This is a genomic window from Bacteroides sp. AR20 (assembly GCF_964250605.1).
In the GTDB taxonomy this organism is placed as follows: Bacteria; Bacteroidota; Bacteroidia; order Bacteroidales; family Bacteroidaceae; genus Bacteroides; species Bacteroides uniformis.
This window is the reverse complement of record NZ_CAXUGK010000001.1, coordinates 40,351-56,840: the sequence shown is the minus strand read 5'-3', so window position 1 is coordinate 56,840 and position 16,490 is coordinate 40,351. Positions and strand designations below refer to the sequence as shown.

Here is a 16,490-nt window from a genome sequence, read left to right as displayed (position 1 = left end):
TCTGCGGTTGACAGACAGCTCTTTCTATTTCAATATATTGTAGTTATAGTTTTGTGACTTTACCCATAAACAGAATAACTCCCGTACTCTTCTCCTTTATCAGAAAGATGAAAGGACGGTCCACATAGAACGGAATTACCGTACTTGGTCCGGGAGCGGCCACGTCCATTCCTCCGACAATTACAGCCGCAGCTTCCGTCCCCTCTTCATTCACTTTCACATAAGTGAACTGTTGCAGCAAACTGATAAACAAATCCTCATCCGCCATTCCGGAAAAATCGGCCGATGGAGTAAAAGCCTCCTGCATTCCCATTGCCATCATATCGTCAATGAGTTCTTTATCATATTCCATTTCAAACCGGGGTAACTTAAGGTTCAAGGCAGAGCTTGATAAACTACTGTTCCATTCCCCCCAGCGCTCGTCATTCAGCTGCGGCAGGCACTCATCCAACGATTTTCCCTCTGCCGGCAAGAGCACCACCATACTGAAAGCCTCATTGCCGTAAGGCAACTCTGCCATTGAGAAATACTCATTCTCGGCATAGTTGAATCTCTCGTCACGAAGATTCATCATGTGTACAGTCGATTTGCTTCCGTCAGCATTCGTAAAAGCCTCTTCTGCCGTATCCGATTTTTTGAATTGATTCTTCCAAATCCCCTTGAAATAAAGCGCATTCAACAGATAAAGACGCGCCGTCTCCGGAATCTCATTCAAGACTTTGGGGATGCAATTATTCGTTTTCCCGGCACACCAGCCGTTTATAATGTCCGGAGCCTTGGGAGAGGCAAAATCCAGCTCCTGCACTTGCGCGTCATACATCTTTTTGTTTACGCTTACAAAGTCGTCATGAACACCGAACCCTTTCTTTATCCAGATGGAATTGGCAATTCCCAACTGTGTGGTATTGTCCAAATCGAGCAACGCCTCCACCAGCTTCTTATTATAGTTGTTCATTTCTTCCAACGAATAGCCCGAAAAGCCCAGGACATCTGTCATCTCAGATAGTGTGTTTCCCAACGCTCCATTGGCAATCATAGACAGACAGAGCGAAGCGCTCAAAGGAGAGATGAACAGATTGGGCTTTTCCACCTCAGTTTTACAAACCTGATTAAAGAAACGGAAAGCGAAATCCGTTCCTAAATCCATCATCTCCTGCTCGGCACGGGTCAAGGCAATGTCTTTGCGAGGCTTGGGTTGTGGTGAAGAGTTGTCGTCACTCTGGCAGGCTGCAAGGATACAAAGTAGGCTTAAGGCAGTAATCGTTTTTTTAAGCATAAGCAAATAGTATTAGTTTTAAAACAGTTATCTATATATAGAAAATGCTTGAACAAACAAAATACTGCATTGAAGAAACAATAAAAAATAGTACATTCCTACTCTATTATTATACTGCAAAGTTCTGCATATTTTTTGCAGTCGCACTGCATATGTGTTGCAGCACCACTGCATATGTGTTGCAGTCGCGCTGCATATATATTTGCAGTGTCACTGCAACAGCTCTGCAGTGCTACTGCAAAATATATACAGCAGCTTTGCAGTAACGTGATTGATTTCACCCGGTTATTGTTGCCAATTCCAGCACCCCTTCCGGCAAATATCCGCTGCGTATGCGCCATTCCTGGGGATAAAGATTATTGGCACGGTTACCTATATTCTTGACAAATCCTAGAGGTATCTGTTTGTAGGTGAGCAAGACAATGCCGCGCGGAGCAGTCTCCGAAAGGACAACAGCCTCCTTGCGCAGATAGCTGATGGCCTGCTCGCGGCCTATCTCTTCATGGGCAAAGGCATCCGGATTCAGTGCTATACTCATGGCGAGCCCATGAGCAGGCATCCAGTCTTTTCCTTTCAACTCGGCAACATCTACCCCAGCCTGCACGATACGGAGTGACGAACGCAAAGCCGACAGTTCGGAGAGATACGCTTTAGGGAAAGCGCTGACGTTGTTGCCATTGACGATAAATTCGTAATTATCCGGAACCGCAAACCACTCATGCAGTGCCGAAAGCTGTTCTTTGGAAACACCCGGAGTTTTCGCTCCTTTTCCTTGAGGTTTTCTTCCTTTTTCCCAGGATTTCACCTGCCCGGCCCAGGTATTCCCATCGCTCACGCCCGGTTTGCGGAGAACTGCCAAAAAGAATCCTTCCCCCTTCGTCCGATGGGGCAGGAAACGATAGGCGGGAAAGTCCTCTCCCGACAATAGATTACCCGTAATATTCCAGTCAGTAGAAATTTCCAACGGCAATACCTCCGCCCCGAATTCATCCCGTATCCAACGGATGTTCTCTTCGTTTTCCTTTGTATTATAGGTACAAGTACTGTAGATGAGAATGCCTCCGGACTTCAAGCAAGGCCAGATATCCGTAACGATGCGACGCTGGCGCTGCCAGCAGATTTCCACATTCTCCCCACTCCACTCACTTACCGCAACGGGGTCTTTACGGAACATCCCCTCGCCAGAGCAGGGGACATCCGTCAATATGACGTCGAAGAAGTCCGTCAAGGAAGAAAAATCTGCCGGGTCATTATTAGTGACCACCACACCGGAATGCCCCCACTTCGTAAGATTCTCCGCCAATACCTGCGAGCGGTTGCGGATTACCTCATTGGCCACCAGCAGACTGCCTGCGGGCAACACGCTACGGGCATGCGTGGATTTCCCGCCGGGAGCCGCACAGAGGTCAAGCATCACCACCGGTCCTTCGCCCACATACCGCCTCAAAGCCTGCTCCACAAACATAGACGAAGCCTCCTGCACATAGTAGCAGCCTGCATGAAACAGCGGGTCAAAAGTGAATGTCAGCCGCTTGTCCAGATAGTATCCGGCAGTAGACCAAGGGACATGCCTAAAAGAGGAACGAAAAAGACTGAATGAAGATTCCGGTAATTTATCTTCATTCAGTCGGATACTGACCGGCTGCTCCCCTTCCAGGGCGGCAGCCAGCTTTTCATATTCTTCCACACCCAAGAGGGCGCGTGTATAATCGGTGAAAGATGAGGGTAGCTTCATGCTTTGAACTGTTTTATGGCAGCAAAGATAGTGCAAAATACGTTTCACCAATCTACGGGGCTAAACAAAAAGCACGGTTCAATACTCTTTTTAAAAACTGAGTTTCACCCCTGCAAAATAGGAACGCGGTGCACCCGGTCCGTAGATATAACCGGAATCGCGGCTCGCTCCTTTATCAAAATCTTTCTGATAAGAATTGAATATATTCTGTACACCGGCATTGAGCTGCAAACAGAACCCTTGAAAATCAAAGTCGTAAGCTATCTTTGTTCCAAGCTCAAAGAAGTCCGGACTCTTTACCAATACATCCGCCTCACCGTTCACCTCCGAAAGCAAATGGGGAACGTACATCCGCCCGGTATAATTGCCGTTCAAAGCTATTGAGAAGGCTTTAACCGGCATATAGGTAGCTGTAAAGTAGCCGTAGACGTCGGGAGTACGCAGTATCTTGTCGCTGTAACGTTCTTTCTCCGACAAGTGCTCCTCATCCGCACTCCATTCTTCGGGAGAGTCATAGATACTTCGTTGAAGCGTCAGCCCTGCCTGCAACTGAACCTTATCCTTATAGGCAACCTTTCCTTCCAATGTGCCGCCATACACTTTAGCTCCCGAACCATTGATACGGGTCTGTATCAGATAAGCGCTACCATCCGGGTCTTTCACCGGAGGCGTCAGGACAAACGGGTCGGAAAGTTTCGTGTAGAAGCCTTCCACCAGTAGGTTTGCCTGGAAATCTCCGAAATAGTGGTACCAATCTACCGAAGCATTGAAGCTGCGCGAACGCTCTTCCTTCAATCCTTTGGCGCGGACAATGGAAACCAACTCTCCACCCACATTACTGATATGCAGATCTTCATCAAACGCTTGTGGAGCACGGAATCCCTCAGCATAACTGAAACGGATATTCACATCCTGAGTAGGATTGTAACGGATATTGGCACGGGGACTGAAAACAGCCTTGTCCATGATGCTGTTTTTATCTACGCGCCCGCCAATCAGGAAACTCCACTGTTCGTTCTTCCACTCATTCTGGGCATAGACGCTTGCTATATTCACCACTTGGTTCAACGGGGCGGGGGTATATTTCTCAATCAGTTGTTGCAAGCGGTCACCCGTTGCCGTAGGATCTTCGGCCAAAGCAGCATCACGATACTTCTGTACGTCCGTTGCCTTGTCATGCAGATTGTCGTGATTGAACTCAATGCCTCCGGTCAAATCGGCAGGCATAAACAGACACTTGTCAAAATGATAAATATACTGGGCACCCAGCACACCGGTAAAGTCCGTAGTCATTCCATAAGCGCTGTAATAACTATTGCGCACGATGTGCTGAGCCGAAGCATAGGTACTGAACGTATGTTTCTGGTTTTTGGAGAAAGCCGTGAACTTGAGCCCACCCGTGTTGATGGAATGTTTCAGCTGTTCCACCAGTCCGGGCGCCCCGGTACCGTTCAATCCGGCATCCTCGGCTATATGAGGGGGAAGGCTGAAGCCACTTCCACCACGGCGGAATTCCTCCATATGATGGTATTCAAGGCTCAGCTTGGAATAGGCACTTGTCCGGTAGTAAGCATTCAGACCGACAGTCTGGTTCTTCAGCTTCGGTAATTCGGAAAAACCGTCTCCGTTGGAGTCCCATGCCGAACGATGCCTGCTCTGGCCGTACACATAAGCCCCCATCTTACTGTCCGAAGAAACCAAGGAAAGATTCAGGGTCGTGTTGTTGTCGAACGAGCCGGAACCGTCGAAATTGGAAATGGTATGCGAGAAAGAACCGGAATTGCGAATCGGTTCCTTCGTAATGATATTCACCGTCCCGGCAATGGCCGAAGAACCGAACAAGGCTGAACCACCTCCACGCACCACTTCCACACGCTCTATCATGTTGGCGGGAATCTGTTCCAACCCATACACACCGGCCAGAGAGGAAAAGATGGGACGTGAGTCTATCAATATTTGGGTATATTTCCCATCCAGCCCGTTGATGCGCACTTGTGAATAACCGCAATTCTGGCAATCGGTCTCCACCCGCACACCTGGCTGAAAGGCCAGTCCTTGCGACAAAGTATGCGAGTTTGTCTGCTCAAACAGTTTAGGAGTGACCACTTTGACCAAAGTGGGTGCCAAGCGCCGGGCAGTCTCATTGCGGTTGGCTGTGACTACCACCCCGTCCAGTGCCACCATGTCTTCTTCCAACTCAAAGTTCTCTTCCAAGGTCTTACCACGTTTCAGAACGACTTTGCGCTCCTGCGACTTATAACCTACGGCACTGACGGACAACGTGAACTCACCTTCAGGCAGATTCTTTAGGAAATAGTGACCGGTGGCATCGGTCATGGTCCCGATGGTGGTGCCTTTCAGCGAAACTGTCATATAAGGCAAATGTTCCCTTGTACTTTTTTCTATTACATGACCGACAATATTGGCATCGGTACTCTTCAAATCTTCGGCATAAACGGTTGATGAGAGTAACAGACATACTGCTCCCACCACAAAAAATATATATTTTTTCATGTACTTCTAAAATAATATGTTAATCAATGAGGTTGACGCAATCCCACAACGGAATTGCCTTAATCTATCGGATTTGAAAAAAAGAAGGGGGAGCACGCAGGCAAATACCGCCACGAAGCTTTACACACTTGATGCATTCCGTGGTAAGAATGCTCAGTACACACAACAAAACAAGGAAAACCGTCGCGGCAACCGGAAGCAACGGAAGGGAAGAAGAGACGAAAGAGGCTAGATAGAAAATGGTTTCCAACTGCACCTCTGTATGCTCATGCTGGCCCTTGAATGGATGGGAATGCACAATGATAACACCATTCACCACATGCGAGTGGGTAAACAGCGTAATTCCTCCCAGATAGGCAATGAACAGCAGAGGGAGGAAACACTTCATTATATTCCTCAACTTCATCAAGACTTCCCAATAAAAACAGATGCGCAAAGATAACAGTATTTACAATAAGAAACAACCCGGTTTGTATATTTACCTCTATTTACAGTCGCAAATACCTACTTCTTGTTATTCCGGAAAAAAGACAATAAGACATTTTCACGGAAAAATATCGCCTTATTTCCGGTTTTCTAAAAAAAATATCTTCTCTTTGCAACTTTATAAAGGTGACGACACGTCTAACCGACAAAGAAACAAATTAAAAGACCATAGATTATGAAACGTATCATTTTTGGATTAATGCTCGCCATGATGTTCTGCACACTGGTGCAAGGCGCAAACAGAACCGTAACAGAGAACGACGGTCAGGGGAACAAGAAAAGAGTCATCGAATTGAGAGACACTGTCATCAATGGAGAAACCGTAACAGACACACTCAGCATCATGACTTATGAAAACGGTACCGGCAGTAGCGATGCTCCGGAAAAATGGAGAACCCACCACAGCAGTATGGACTGGAACGGGTTCGACCTCGGGAGCAAGACCTCGGAGACCGTGATTGCCGTAACAGCCATCGTCTTTGTATTCGGACTGCCGCTACTCATCATATTCGTAGTATTCTTCTTCCGCTATAAAAACCGGAAAGCCAAGTACCGCCTGGCGGAACAGGCCCTGGCCAGCGGACAGCAACTGCCTGAAAACTTCTTCAAAGAAGCCGCAGCAACGGATATCCGCAGCAAAGGCATCAACAACATATTCGTCGGCATCGGCCTGTTCATCTTCCTTTGGGCCATTACCGGAGAATTCGGTCTCGGATGTATCGGCTTACTCGTCATGTTCACCGGCTTCGGACAATTGGTGATTTTCTACAGCCAACAGAAGAAGAACGAAGAAAAATGAGTCAGATGGGTGACATATCGTTAGTCGCACAGGTCGTGGTGTTTCACAACACCAGGGCCTTCGACCAGTTGGTAAAGAAGTACCAGTCGCCCGTGCGGCGGTTCTTCCTGCACCAGACCTGCGGCGACAGCGAGTTGAGTGACGACCTGGCACAAGATACGTTTATCAAGGCCTATACAAACATCGCTTCGTTCAAGAATCTGTCCAGCTTCTCAACCTGGCTCTACCGTATTGCCTATAACGTTTTTTATGATTATATTCGCAGCCGGAAAGAAACGGACGATTTGGATACGTACCGAGTGGACGCTCAATGCAGCACACTGCAGCAGGACGTGGGACAGCACATGGACATTTACCGTGCCCTGGCCACACTGAAGGAAATGGAACGCACCTGCATCACGCTCTTCTACATGGAAGACCAAAGCATCGAAAAGATTGCAGGTATCACCGGATGTCCGGCGGGAACGGTAAAAAGCCACCTCTCGCGGGCGAAAGACAAAATGGCTTCCTACTTAAAACAAAATGGTTATGATGGAAAATGATGATAAACTCCTGACTTCATTCTTTGCCGAACACCGGCAGGAAATAGCCGATAACGGGTTCAGCCGCCGCGTACTGCGACATCTGCCCGACCGTAGCCGCCACTTGGCGCAGATATGGACAGCATTCTGCTTTACTCTGGCCCTCGTACTGTTCGTCTCCCTCGACGGAGTGCAGCTGATACTGGACACCTTGCGCGAAACCTTCGATACTGCCATCCGGAGCGGAGCTTCGGAGCTTGACCCCAAGTCGTTAATCATTGCCGGAGTGGTATTGCTCTATTTCGGTTACCGCAAGATTTCATCTATGGCATAGTTGTTTTTCAATGATAAATCGTATCTTTGTCCCCTCATAAAACTAACTAAGAGGAGAAAGTTTTGAGAAAGATTCTATTCATCATATTATTCGTTTTTTCTATTGGGAATGCCGGGGCGCAAGCAACAAGCGATTCCATTGTCATGAATTACTTGAAGGAAATGGGCGCCCCCGTCACTTATAACAATGAAGTGAAATTGCTGATGACCGGCCATGACAAGTTCGTCGATCTCTTCGAGAATATCCGCCATGCCCGGCATCATATCCATTTGGAATACTTCAACTTCCGCAACGACTCCATAGCCAATGCCTTGTTCAGCCTTCTGGCAGAGAAAGTCAAGGAGGGAGTTGAAGTCCGCGCCATGTTCGATGCCTTCGGCAACTGGTCCAACAACCAACCATTGAAAGAACGCCATCTGAAATCCATCCGCGCCCAAGGCATCGAAATCGTTAAGTTCGATCCTATCACTTTTCCCTGGGTGAATCATGCCATACACCGCGACCATCGGAAAATAGTAGTGATTGACGGAAAGATAGGTTATACCGGCGGCATGAACATTGCCGACTACTACATCAACGGATTGCCTAAAATCGGTAAATGGCACGATATGCACATACATCTTGAAGGAGATGCCGTGCGCTATCTGCAGGGCATCTTCCTGACCATGTGGAACCGGGAAACGGGACAACACGTAGGTGGACCTGCCTACTTCCCGGATACTCAGCAACTGCCCGACAGTATTGCCGAAGAAATAGCCATCGTGGACCGCACGCCACGCGAAACACCACGCTCCATCAGCCATGCCTATGCAGCTTCCATACAAGCCGCACAGAAGAGCATCCGAATCGTGAATCCTTATTTCGTTCCGACCAAATCAATCCGCAAGGCAATCAAGAACGCACTGAAAAAAGGTACTGAAGTGGAAATCATGATACCTGCCGTGTCGGACATAGCCTTTACTCCGGATGCCTCATTCTACATAGCACACAAGCTGATGAAGAAAGGAGCCAAGATATATCTCTTCAACGGCGGCTTCCACCATTCCAAGATAATGATGGTAGACAGCACTTTCTGCACGGTGGGTACTGCCAATCTCAACAGCCGCAGCCTGCGCTATGACTACGAGACAAACGCTTTCATCTTCGACCCCAAGATCACCAATGAGCTGAATGCCATGTTCGAACGGGACGTGCAAAACAGTACACTGCTCACTCCCGAAGTCTGGAAAAAGCGTTCCGGATGGAAGAAATTCGTAGGCTGGGTGGGGAACTTGATGACCCCCTTCCTCTAATTTTTAATTATTAATTATTAATTATTAATTAATTCCCCTACCTTTGCGTTCGGATAAAAACAGAGCTACATCATGAAACAATATTTAGACCTGCTGAACCGCGTACTGACCGAAGGCGTAGAGAAAAGCGACCGTACGGGTACCGGCACCATCAGCGTATTCGGCCACCAGATGCGTTTCAACATGGATGAAGGCTTCCCCTGCCTTACTACCAAGAAGCTGCATCTGAAATCAATCATATACGAACTGCTATGGTTCCTCCAAGGAGACACCAATGTGAAATATCTTCAGGACAACGGTGTACGCATCTGGAACGAATGGGCGGACGAAAACGGTGACCTGGGACATATCTACGGGTATCAATGGCGCTCCTGGCCGAACTATAAAGGTGGATTCATCGACCAAATCAGCGAAGCTGTAGAAACCATCAAGCACAATCCCGACTCACGCCGGATTATAGTCAGCGCATGGAATGTAGGCGATTTGGACAACATGAACCTCCCTCCCTGCCACGCTTTCTTCCAGTTCTATGTCGCCAACGGACGGCTGAGCCTGCAACTGTACCAGCGTAGTGCGGACATTTTTTTAGGAGTGCCCTTCAACATTGCTTCCTATGCCCTGCTCCTGCAGATGATGGCGCAAGTCACCGGACTGAAAGCCGGAGATTTCATCCATACCTTAGGAGACGCCCACATCTATCTGAACCATCTGGAGCAGGTAAAGCTCCAACTATCTCGTGAACCGCGGGATTTGCCGCAGATGAGAATCAATCCGGATGTGAAAAACATCTTCGATTTCAAGTTCGAGGATTTTGAGTTGGTCAACTATAACCCGCATCCGCATATTGCAGGGAAAGTGTCAGTATAAATCCTACAATAAAAAGATAGAAAGAGAAAAGAATTTTACACACATATGATTAGTATTATCGCCGCAGTAGATAGAAAAAGAGGTATCGGTTATCAGAACCGGTTGTTATTCTGGCTTCCCAATGATTTGAAGCGTTTCAAAGCCCTCACCACGGGAAATACCATCATCATGGGCCGAAAGACCTTTGAATCTCTCCCCAAAGGCGCGCTTCCCAACCGCCGCAACGTTGTTCTGTCCACTCAAAAAGATTTGATTTGTCCCGATGCAGAAGTTTTTTCCTCACTGGAAGAAGCACTGAACAGTTGCCAGCCCGACGAACACGTCTACATCATCGGCGGTGCAAGCGTTTATCGCCAGGCACTCCCCTTTGCAGGTGCCCTCTGCCTGACCGAGGTGGATGCAGAAGCCCCTCAGGTGGATGCCTACTTTCCCGAAGTCGCTCCGACTGTATGGCAAGAAAAAAGCAGGGAGTCCCATCCCGCAGATGAGAAGCATCCCTGCCCTTATGCATTCGTCGATTATATCCGCCGGTAGAATTAATCTTCCTCTTCTTCTACCGTTATAGGCATCTGCCGCTTGATGGCTTCGTGGAAAGAAATCAAGGTTTCCGTACGCGCCAGTCCCAGCGGCTGCAACTTATCATGTATGATGCTCAGCAAATGATGGTTGTTGCGGGCATAAAGCTTTATGAACATATCATACTTGCCCGTTGTAAAATGGCATTCCACAATCTCGGGAATAGCTTCCAATGCTCTCGTTACAGCATCAAAAGAAGCAGGATCCTTTAGATAGATACCGATATAGGCGCATGTTTCATATCCTATCTTCTCCGGATCAATCACATATTCAGAACCTTTCAATATACCTAAGTTTGTCAGCTTTTGAATGCGCTGATGAATGGCTGCTCCCGATACATTACAAGCTCTGGCCACTTCAAGGAAAGGAATGCGTGCATTATCGGCTATAAGTTTTAAAATCTGTTCGTCTAAAGTATCCAACTGATGATGTCCCATTTCAAATTCTAATGATTAATAAATTACTATATCTCCCGCATATCTATACGGCAACATGCAAAGTTAGCTATTTTTTCGCCAATAAAAATACGGTTTATAACTTTTCTTACAAAAAAAAGAATAATACCGCATATCAGGCATTTCAAAGTGCATATGCAAAATTCCATCTCGCACGACCGGAAAATTGCAGATGAGCTTTAAAGATATTATCTTTGTAGTAGCAATAATAATGAACCGTTATGAAAAAGTATTCCTTATTCCTATTATGCCTGATGGCAGCAATATCCTTGCATGCCCAAAGTTTTGCAGATTATTTTGCAGATAAAACCCTGCGTGTCGACTATATCTTTACCGGAAATGCAGCCAAACAAGAGATATGCCTGGACGGATTGTCTTGTCTCCCCTCTTGGGCAGGAAGGAAGCATCATTTATCTGAGTTGCCCCTGCAAGGAAACGGACAAATCATTATGCGAGATGCAGCCAATGGCAGCGTAATCTACAAAACATCCTTTTCTTCGCTCTTCCAGGAGTGGCTGGAAACGGATGAAGCCAAAGCGGTGACCAAAGGATTCGAAAACACCTTTCTCCTTCCCTATCCCCTCCGTCCTGCAGAAATAGAAATAACACTTCTCGACCCGCGTAGAAATGTACGGGCAAGCATGAAACATACGGTCAGTCCCGACGACATCCTGATACATCAGAAAGGTACTGCCCACATCACACCACATAAATATCTGCTGCAAAGCGGCAATACGGCCAAATGCATCGACGTAGCCATCCTTGCAGAAGGATATACTCCCGAAGAGATGCCGGTATTCTACGAAGACGCAGCCATTGCCTGCGAAAGTCTGTTTGCCCACGAACCCTTCCGGTCCATGAAAAAGCACTTCAACATTGTAGCAGTGGCCAGCCCCTCCGAAGACAGCGGAGTAAGCGTACCACGCCTCGGAGAATGGAAACGGACAGCATTCAGCTCTCATTTCAGCACATTCTATTCAGACCGGTATCTGACAACCTCCCGTGTCAAATCCATACACGATGCGCTGGCGGGAATACCGTATGAACACATCATCATCCTTGCCAATACGGAAGAATACGGAGGCGGTGGAATCTATAATTCCTATACCCTTACTACCGCCCACCATCCCATGTTCCGCCCCGTTGTGGTACATGAGTTCGGGCATAGCTTTGGCGGACTGGCCGATGAATACTTCTACGACAATGACGTGATGACAGATACCTATCCACTAGATGTGGAACCCTGGGAACAGAACATCAGCACAAGAATCGATTTCACTTCCAAATGGAAAGATATGCTTGCTCAAGGAACTCCCGTTCCTACTCCCTCTTCTGAAAGTGGAACATATCCCGTAGGCGTATATGAAGGAGCTGGCTATTCTGCCAAAGGCATCTACCGTCCGGCAGACAATTGCCGCATGCGCACCAATGAATACCCTACTTTCTGCCCGGTCTGCCAACGGGCCATCTGCCGCGTCATTGAATTTTATACTGAATAAAAACAAACTAAACTAAAAGAACTTATGATCAGACTTCAACGTATTACAACAGCTGACACAGACTTGTACAGCTACATGGAGAAATTAATGACTCAATCGTTCCCTTCAGAGGAGTACCGGGAACTGGAGGAATTGCGCAAGTATACAGATACCAAAACGCACTTCTATAACAATATCATCTTCCATAACAACACCCCGGTAGGTCTCATCACTTACTGGGATTTCGGACATTTTTACTATATAGAGCATTTTGCCATTGACCCCACACAGCGTAACGGCGGATATGGAAAGAGTGTACTGAACCATTTGTGCCAACTCTTAAAACATCCCATTGTCTTGGAAGTGGAAATACCCGAAGAAGAAATGGCTAAACGCCGCATTAACTTCTATCAACGGCAAGGATTCTCCTTATGGGAAAAGCCCTACCAACAGCCTCCCTATAAAGCAGGAGACAACTACCTGCCTATGCTCATCATGGCCTATGGAGATATAGAATGTGGAAAGGATTTTGACCTTGTAAAGGAACACATCTACTGCGAAGTATATAATGTGAAATCTTAAAAATCCAATATACTTAAAACAATAAAGGTCGTTTCAACAAATGAAACGACCTTTATTATATCATTAAATCAACTCTTACTGACGCGGTTGCGCAGAATAGTTAATCTTCAAAGCATAAGCTTGACGAAGAGCTTCCTTGATATCTGTTACGATACCCATTTTCGTATCTTGGTCAACTTTCAAAGACACTGTCATCTGCGGCTGATCTTCTTCTTTCATACTGGCACGTTCACCAATAATGTAATCTTGAATTTCAGCAACTTCAGCATAGCTGTCGTTCAACTGGATACGGCTCTCATTACCTAACTTCTTACGAAATTCGGCAGTAGGTTTTCCTACATAGATAAACGTAACCAAAGACTTCTTTTCAAGTTTCTCCAATTCTGTAGCTTGCGGAACCTTAAACTCAACCTTTAATGTTACCTCACGCATAGTTGTTACAATCATGAAGAAGAACAACAAGGTGAAAATAAGGTCAGGCAGAGAAGAAGTGTTCAACGCCGGCATTTCACGTTTACCAGTCTTATTAAATTTTCCCATTACTTCTTTTCTCCGTACTTTTTAGGTTCTGCCTCAGAAATTCTCTGAGGATAAATATCACGAATTGCATCTTGTTGTTCTTGATCCAACTCGACATAATTCTTCTGCCACTTCTCCTGAGCCAGTTCATCGCGTAACTCATTGTAAGCCGCTACCAACTCATTCTGTACAGCCATATATGCCTTATAGGAAGAACCACGGTCACAACGCAAAGAAACCACATGATTTTCCGTTACTTGAACCGTACCAAAGAAAGGAACATTCTTAGAAATCTTTTCTGGCTTCGTTTCATCATTATACGGATTGGCAATGAATTCCTTTGCCTTTGCACGCAATTGTTCTACGTTAATATAATCGTTACCGCACATTAACTGGTCATTCATATTCAAGAAGACTTGCAAAACGTTACGTTCTTTCTTCTTCTGGTCCTCAATCTTCTGGTCTTTTTCGGGTGGAGGCGGCAAACGTCTTGCCAAACCACGGTCAGTATCCATAGATGTCGTGATCAAGAAGAAAATCAGCAACAAGAATGCAATATCCGCTGTAGAACTTGAGTTAATATCAGGAACTTTTCTTTTTCCTTTTGCCATTGTAATTACTCTTTAAATTGAGTTACCTCAATCAGTTATGATAATTTCTTCTTAATACTACTAAAAATGATTGCCAACACTGTACCGGCAAACAAAATATAAATAGAATAGAGGAACATATCGGTAATCTTCAACCAGAAAGGAACATTGTCAGTACCGCTATATCCCGGAATAGTAAGCGGCTCATCGCTACCCATAGTCCAAGCTATAACCACTACAACAATCAATACAATCAAGCCGATTAAAGATTTCAAGGCTGCCCCCGGATTATCCTTCAAGGCAGATCCGAATTGGAACAATACACCAACCAACGTAGCAATTACAGCTACAGCCAACAGAGCATACGTCAAGTAAATCAATGCATCTGTCTGAGCCGGTTGCCACATTTCTGAGTCAACGCTCATCAATACTGCATCACCTTGAGCATCTCCACCGAAGTAGAACAAGCCCAGCACTACCAAGATGATAGCGAACATGGCATACAGTACGTAGTATGATACTTTATATGATAACTTAGCCATCTTAATTATTTTTTGTATTTCAAGTCATATTTGATAACCATATCCAACAGTGAGATAGAAGAATCTTCCATTTCACTTGTCAAAGCTTCAATCTTAGACAAGATATAGTTGTAGAATACCTGCAGAATCAAAGCAACAATCAAACCGAAGATAGTAGTAATCAAGGCAACCTTCATACCACCTGCTACAACCGTCGGAGAGATATCACCTACCTGCTGGATTTTATCAAAAGCCTGAACCATACCGATTACAGTACCCAAGAATCCTAAAGACGGAGCCATTGCGATGAACAATGTAATCCAAGAGCAACCTTTTTCCAGATAACCGGCTTGTACACCACCGTAAGATACTACAGACTTTTCTACTACGTCGATACCTTGATCGATTCTCATCAGACCTTGATAGTAGATAGAAGCGATAGGACCTCTTGTGTTACGTGCGATATCTTTAGCAGCCTCAACGTCACCTTTTTCCAAAGCAACTTCGATAGCAGCCAAGAACTTCTTTGTATTAATTTCAGCCAAGCTCAGATAAATGATACGTTCAATACAGAATGCAAGACCGATAACCAATGCGATAGCTACCAAACTCATGAAAGATGCAGTACCTTCAATAAACTTAGTCTTAAGCTCTTTGTGGATACCACCCTCGGCAGCTTCCATAGCGGCAGGGGCAGCAGCATCAGCAGCAGGTGCTACAGCTGCTTGTTCAGTTTGTTCAGCTGCAGGAGCATCTTGAGCCTGAGCAAGTTGAGTTGAGCCAAATGTTAAGACTCCCATCACAGCAACAATTGCAAATAACTTTTTCATTGTGTGTCTAATTTTTAAGATTAATTAATTAATTTATTTATTATAATTTGTTGTTTTATCTTCATTTCATCACACTGCGGAGAGACGGGGATTCGAACCCCGGATACCCTTTAGGGGTATACACGCTTTCCAGGCGTGCCTCTTCAACCACTCGAGCATCTCTCCAATAGACGCCTTTTCTGAAATCGGGTGCAAATTACAAAAAAAATGCGAACCACAAGCGTTTTCAGCTACAAATGTATTCTTTTTTTTGTTGTTCTGCTTCATTCGACCCGTTTTATATTAAATAAAATCTCAAAATTAATAAACTTTAAAATCTCAAAGAGCTTATTTGAGCATTCCGAACACTTTTAAAGTGTTATCAGAAGTAACCTGGGCCACCTTTTCAGGAGAGTTCCCATAAATTCCGGCCACCTTTACCAAAGTATCCTTAACATATGCGCTTTCGTTCCTCTTGCCTCGATTGGGAACCGGAGTCAGATAAGGGGAATCGGTTTCCAGCACGATGCGTTCCAAAGGAATATTCTTCAAGACTTCCGGCAAAGTTGATTTTTTGAAAGTCACCACACCATTTATTCCTATCATGAAATCCGCAAATTCCATAATCCTGCAGGCCTCTTCCGAGGTCCCCGTAAAACTATGGAAAATTCCTTTCAAAGGAGTCTGCTGATAGGGTTTCAACACATTATATATATGGTCGAACGCTTCCCTACAATGTAGCACTACCGGCAAACCGTATTCCAAAGCCCACTCAATCTGCCTGTCCAACCCCCTTTGCTGTTCTCTGAGAAAAGTTTTATCCCAATACAAGTCCATACCAATCTCACCAACCGCAACAAATTCATTCGGTGAAGCCAGCTCCCGGGCCACTATTTCCAACTCCTTTTCATAATCCGCACCCACAGAGGTAGGGTGCAATCCAATCATCGGATAGCAATACCCTTTATATTCACGGCACACCCGAAGCATAGGTCCTATGGTGGTACTATCGATATTGGGCATAAAAATATGCGTGACTCCTGCCTCACGGGCACGAGCCATCACTTGAGGCAAATCCTCTGCAAACTCTTCTAAAAAAAGATGGGAATGTGAATCAATCAATCTCATTCTTCAAC

18 protein-coding genes and 1 tRNA gene are annotated in these 16,490 nt (G+C 45.8%); 8 read left to right on the top strand and 11 right to left on the bottom strand.

Going from position 1 to position 16,490, the window contains the following annotated elements; all coding sequences use genetic code 11:
• Positions 1–43: 43 nt before the first annotated feature.
• The 4 genes from ACESTD_RS00265 to ACESTD_RS00250 all read right to left on the bottom strand — a co-directional run bounded on the left by ACESTD_RS00265 (position 44) and on the right by ACESTD_RS00250 (position 5,931).
• Positions 44–1,276 (bottom strand): serpin family protein, encoded by a 1,233-nt coding sequence (locus tag ACESTD_RS00265; RefSeq protein WP_373158575.1) that lies wholly within the window; start codon positions 1,274–1,276, stop codon positions 44–46.
• 277 nt (positions 1,277–1,553) lie between these two features.
• The gene (locus tag ACESTD_RS00260) at positions 1,554–3,011 is read right to left on the bottom strand and encodes an rRNA cytosine-C5-methyltransferase (RefSeq protein ID WP_005827081.1); all 1,458 of its coding nucleotides are present in this window, start codon (positions 3,009–3,011) and stop codon (positions 1,554–1,556) included.
• 90 nt (positions 3,012–3,101) lie between these two features.
• On the bottom strand, positions 3,102–5,525 hold the full coding sequence (locus ACESTD_RS00255; protein WP_005827082.1) for a TonB-dependent receptor: 2,424 nt from the start codon (positions 5,523–5,525) through the stop codon (positions 3,102–3,104).
• Between the two features lie 64 nt (positions 5,526–5,589).
• The gene (locus tag ACESTD_RS00250; RefSeq protein WP_008664012.1) at positions 5,590–5,931 is read right to left on the bottom strand and encodes a hypothetical protein; all 342 of its coding nucleotides are present in this window, start codon (positions 5,929–5,931) and stop codon (positions 5,590–5,592) included.
• 255 nt (positions 5,932–6,186) lie between these two features.
• Between ACESTD_RS00250 and ACESTD_RS00245 the strand changes: the two genes are divergently transcribed.
• The 6 genes from ACESTD_RS00245 (at position 6,187) to ACESTD_RS00220 (ending at position 10,358) form a co-directional block, all read left to right on the top strand.
• On the top strand, positions 6,187–6,810 hold the full coding sequence (locus tag ACESTD_RS00245; protein ID WP_005833085.1) for a DUF6249 domain-containing protein: 624 nt from the start codon (positions 6,187–6,189) through the stop codon (positions 6,808–6,810).
• Entirely contained in the window at positions 6,807–7,352 is a 546-nt protein-coding gene (locus tag ACESTD_RS00240; protein WP_009037971.1) for an RNA polymerase sigma factor, read from the top strand. The genes ACESTD_RS00245 and ACESTD_RS00240 overlap by 4 nt, the downstream gene beginning before the upstream one ends.
• Complete coding sequence (locus ACESTD_RS00235) at positions 7,339–7,665, top strand: DUF5056 domain-containing protein (RefSeq protein ID WP_005827095.1); 327 nt, start codon at positions 7,339–7,341, stop codon at positions 7,663–7,665. The genes ACESTD_RS00240 and ACESTD_RS00235 overlap by 14 nt, the downstream gene beginning before the upstream one ends.
• A gap of 62 nt (positions 7,666–7,727) precedes the next feature.
• On the top strand, positions 7,728–8,957 hold the full coding sequence (gene cls, locus ACESTD_RS00230) for a cardiolipin synthase (protein WP_005833088.1): 1,230 nt from the start codon (positions 7,728–7,730) through the stop codon (positions 8,955–8,957).
• Between the two features lie 72 nt (positions 8,958–9,029).
• Positions 9,030–9,824 (top strand): thymidylate synthase, encoded by a 795-nt coding sequence (locus ACESTD_RS00225; protein WP_005827101.1) that lies wholly within the window; start codon positions 9,030–9,032, stop codon positions 9,822–9,824.
• 45 nt (positions 9,825–9,869) lie between these two features.
• Positions 9,870–10,358 (top strand): dihydrofolate reductase, encoded by a 489-nt coding sequence (locus tag ACESTD_RS00220; RefSeq protein ID WP_005833093.1) that lies wholly within the window; start codon positions 9,870–9,872, stop codon positions 10,356–10,358.
• Between the two features lie 2 nt (positions 10,359–10,360).
• Here the strand turns inward: ACESTD_RS00220 and ACESTD_RS00215 are convergent, their stop codons facing one another.
• A complete protein-coding gene (locus tag ACESTD_RS00215) occupies positions 10,361–10,837 on the bottom strand; it encodes an Lrp/AsnC family transcriptional regulator (protein WP_005827104.1) in 477 nt (158 codons plus the stop codon).
• A gap of 239 nt (positions 10,838–11,076) precedes the next feature.
• Here ACESTD_RS00215 and ACESTD_RS00210 point away from each other — a divergent pair, with 239 nt between their 5' ends.
• Both ACESTD_RS00210 and ACESTD_RS00205 read left to right on the top strand, forming a co-directional pair.
• Positions 11,077–12,354 carry an IgA Peptidase M64 gene (locus tag ACESTD_RS00210; RefSeq protein ID WP_005833095.1) on the top strand — a complete coding sequence of 426 codons (1,278 nt, stop codon included), beginning with the start codon at positions 11,077–11,079 and terminating at the stop codon, positions 12,352–12,354.
• Positions 12,355–12,378: 24 nt separating this feature from the next.
• Positions 12,379–12,915 carry a GNAT family N-acetyltransferase gene (locus ACESTD_RS00205; RefSeq protein WP_005833097.1) on the top strand — a complete coding sequence of 179 codons (537 nt, stop codon included), beginning with the start codon at positions 12,379–12,381 and terminating at the stop codon, positions 12,913–12,915.
• Positions 12,916–12,990: 75 nt separating this feature from the next.
• Here the strand turns inward: ACESTD_RS00205 and ACESTD_RS00200 are convergent, their stop codons facing one another.
• The 6 genes from ACESTD_RS00200 to ACESTD_RS00175 all read right to left on the bottom strand — a co-directional run bounded on the left by ACESTD_RS00200 (position 12,991) and on the right by ACESTD_RS00175 (position 16,482).
• Entirely contained in the window at positions 12,991–13,455 is a 465-nt protein-coding gene (locus tag ACESTD_RS00200) for a biopolymer transporter ExbD (protein ID WP_025833345.1), read from the bottom strand.
• Entirely contained in the window at positions 13,455–14,045 is a 591-nt protein-coding gene (locus ACESTD_RS00195; protein ID WP_035449112.1) for a biopolymer transporter ExbD, read from the bottom strand. The genes ACESTD_RS00200 and ACESTD_RS00195 overlap by 1 nt, the downstream gene beginning before the upstream one ends.
• Positions 14,046–14,080: 35 nt before the next feature.
• Positions 14,081–14,566, bottom strand: coding sequence for a hypothetical protein (locus ACESTD_RS00190; protein ID WP_005833104.1), 486 nt, complete (start codon positions 14,564–14,566; stop codon positions 14,081–14,083).
• A gap of 5 nt (positions 14,567–14,571) precedes the next feature.
• Positions 14,572–15,375 (bottom strand): MotA/TolQ/ExbB proton channel family protein, encoded by an 804-nt coding sequence (locus ACESTD_RS00185; protein WP_373158574.1) that lies wholly within the window; start codon positions 15,373–15,375, stop codon positions 14,572–14,574.
• A 77-nt stretch (positions 15,376–15,452) separates the two neighbouring features.
• A tRNA-Ser gene (locus tag ACESTD_RS00180) sits at positions 15,453–15,540 on the bottom strand.
• Positions 15,541–15,702: 162 nt separating this feature from the next.
• A complete protein-coding gene (locus ACESTD_RS00175) occupies positions 15,703–16,482 on the bottom strand; it encodes a TatD family hydrolase (protein WP_005833108.1) in 780 nt (259 codons plus the stop codon).
• Between the last annotated feature and the right edge of the window lie 8 nt (positions 16,483–16,490).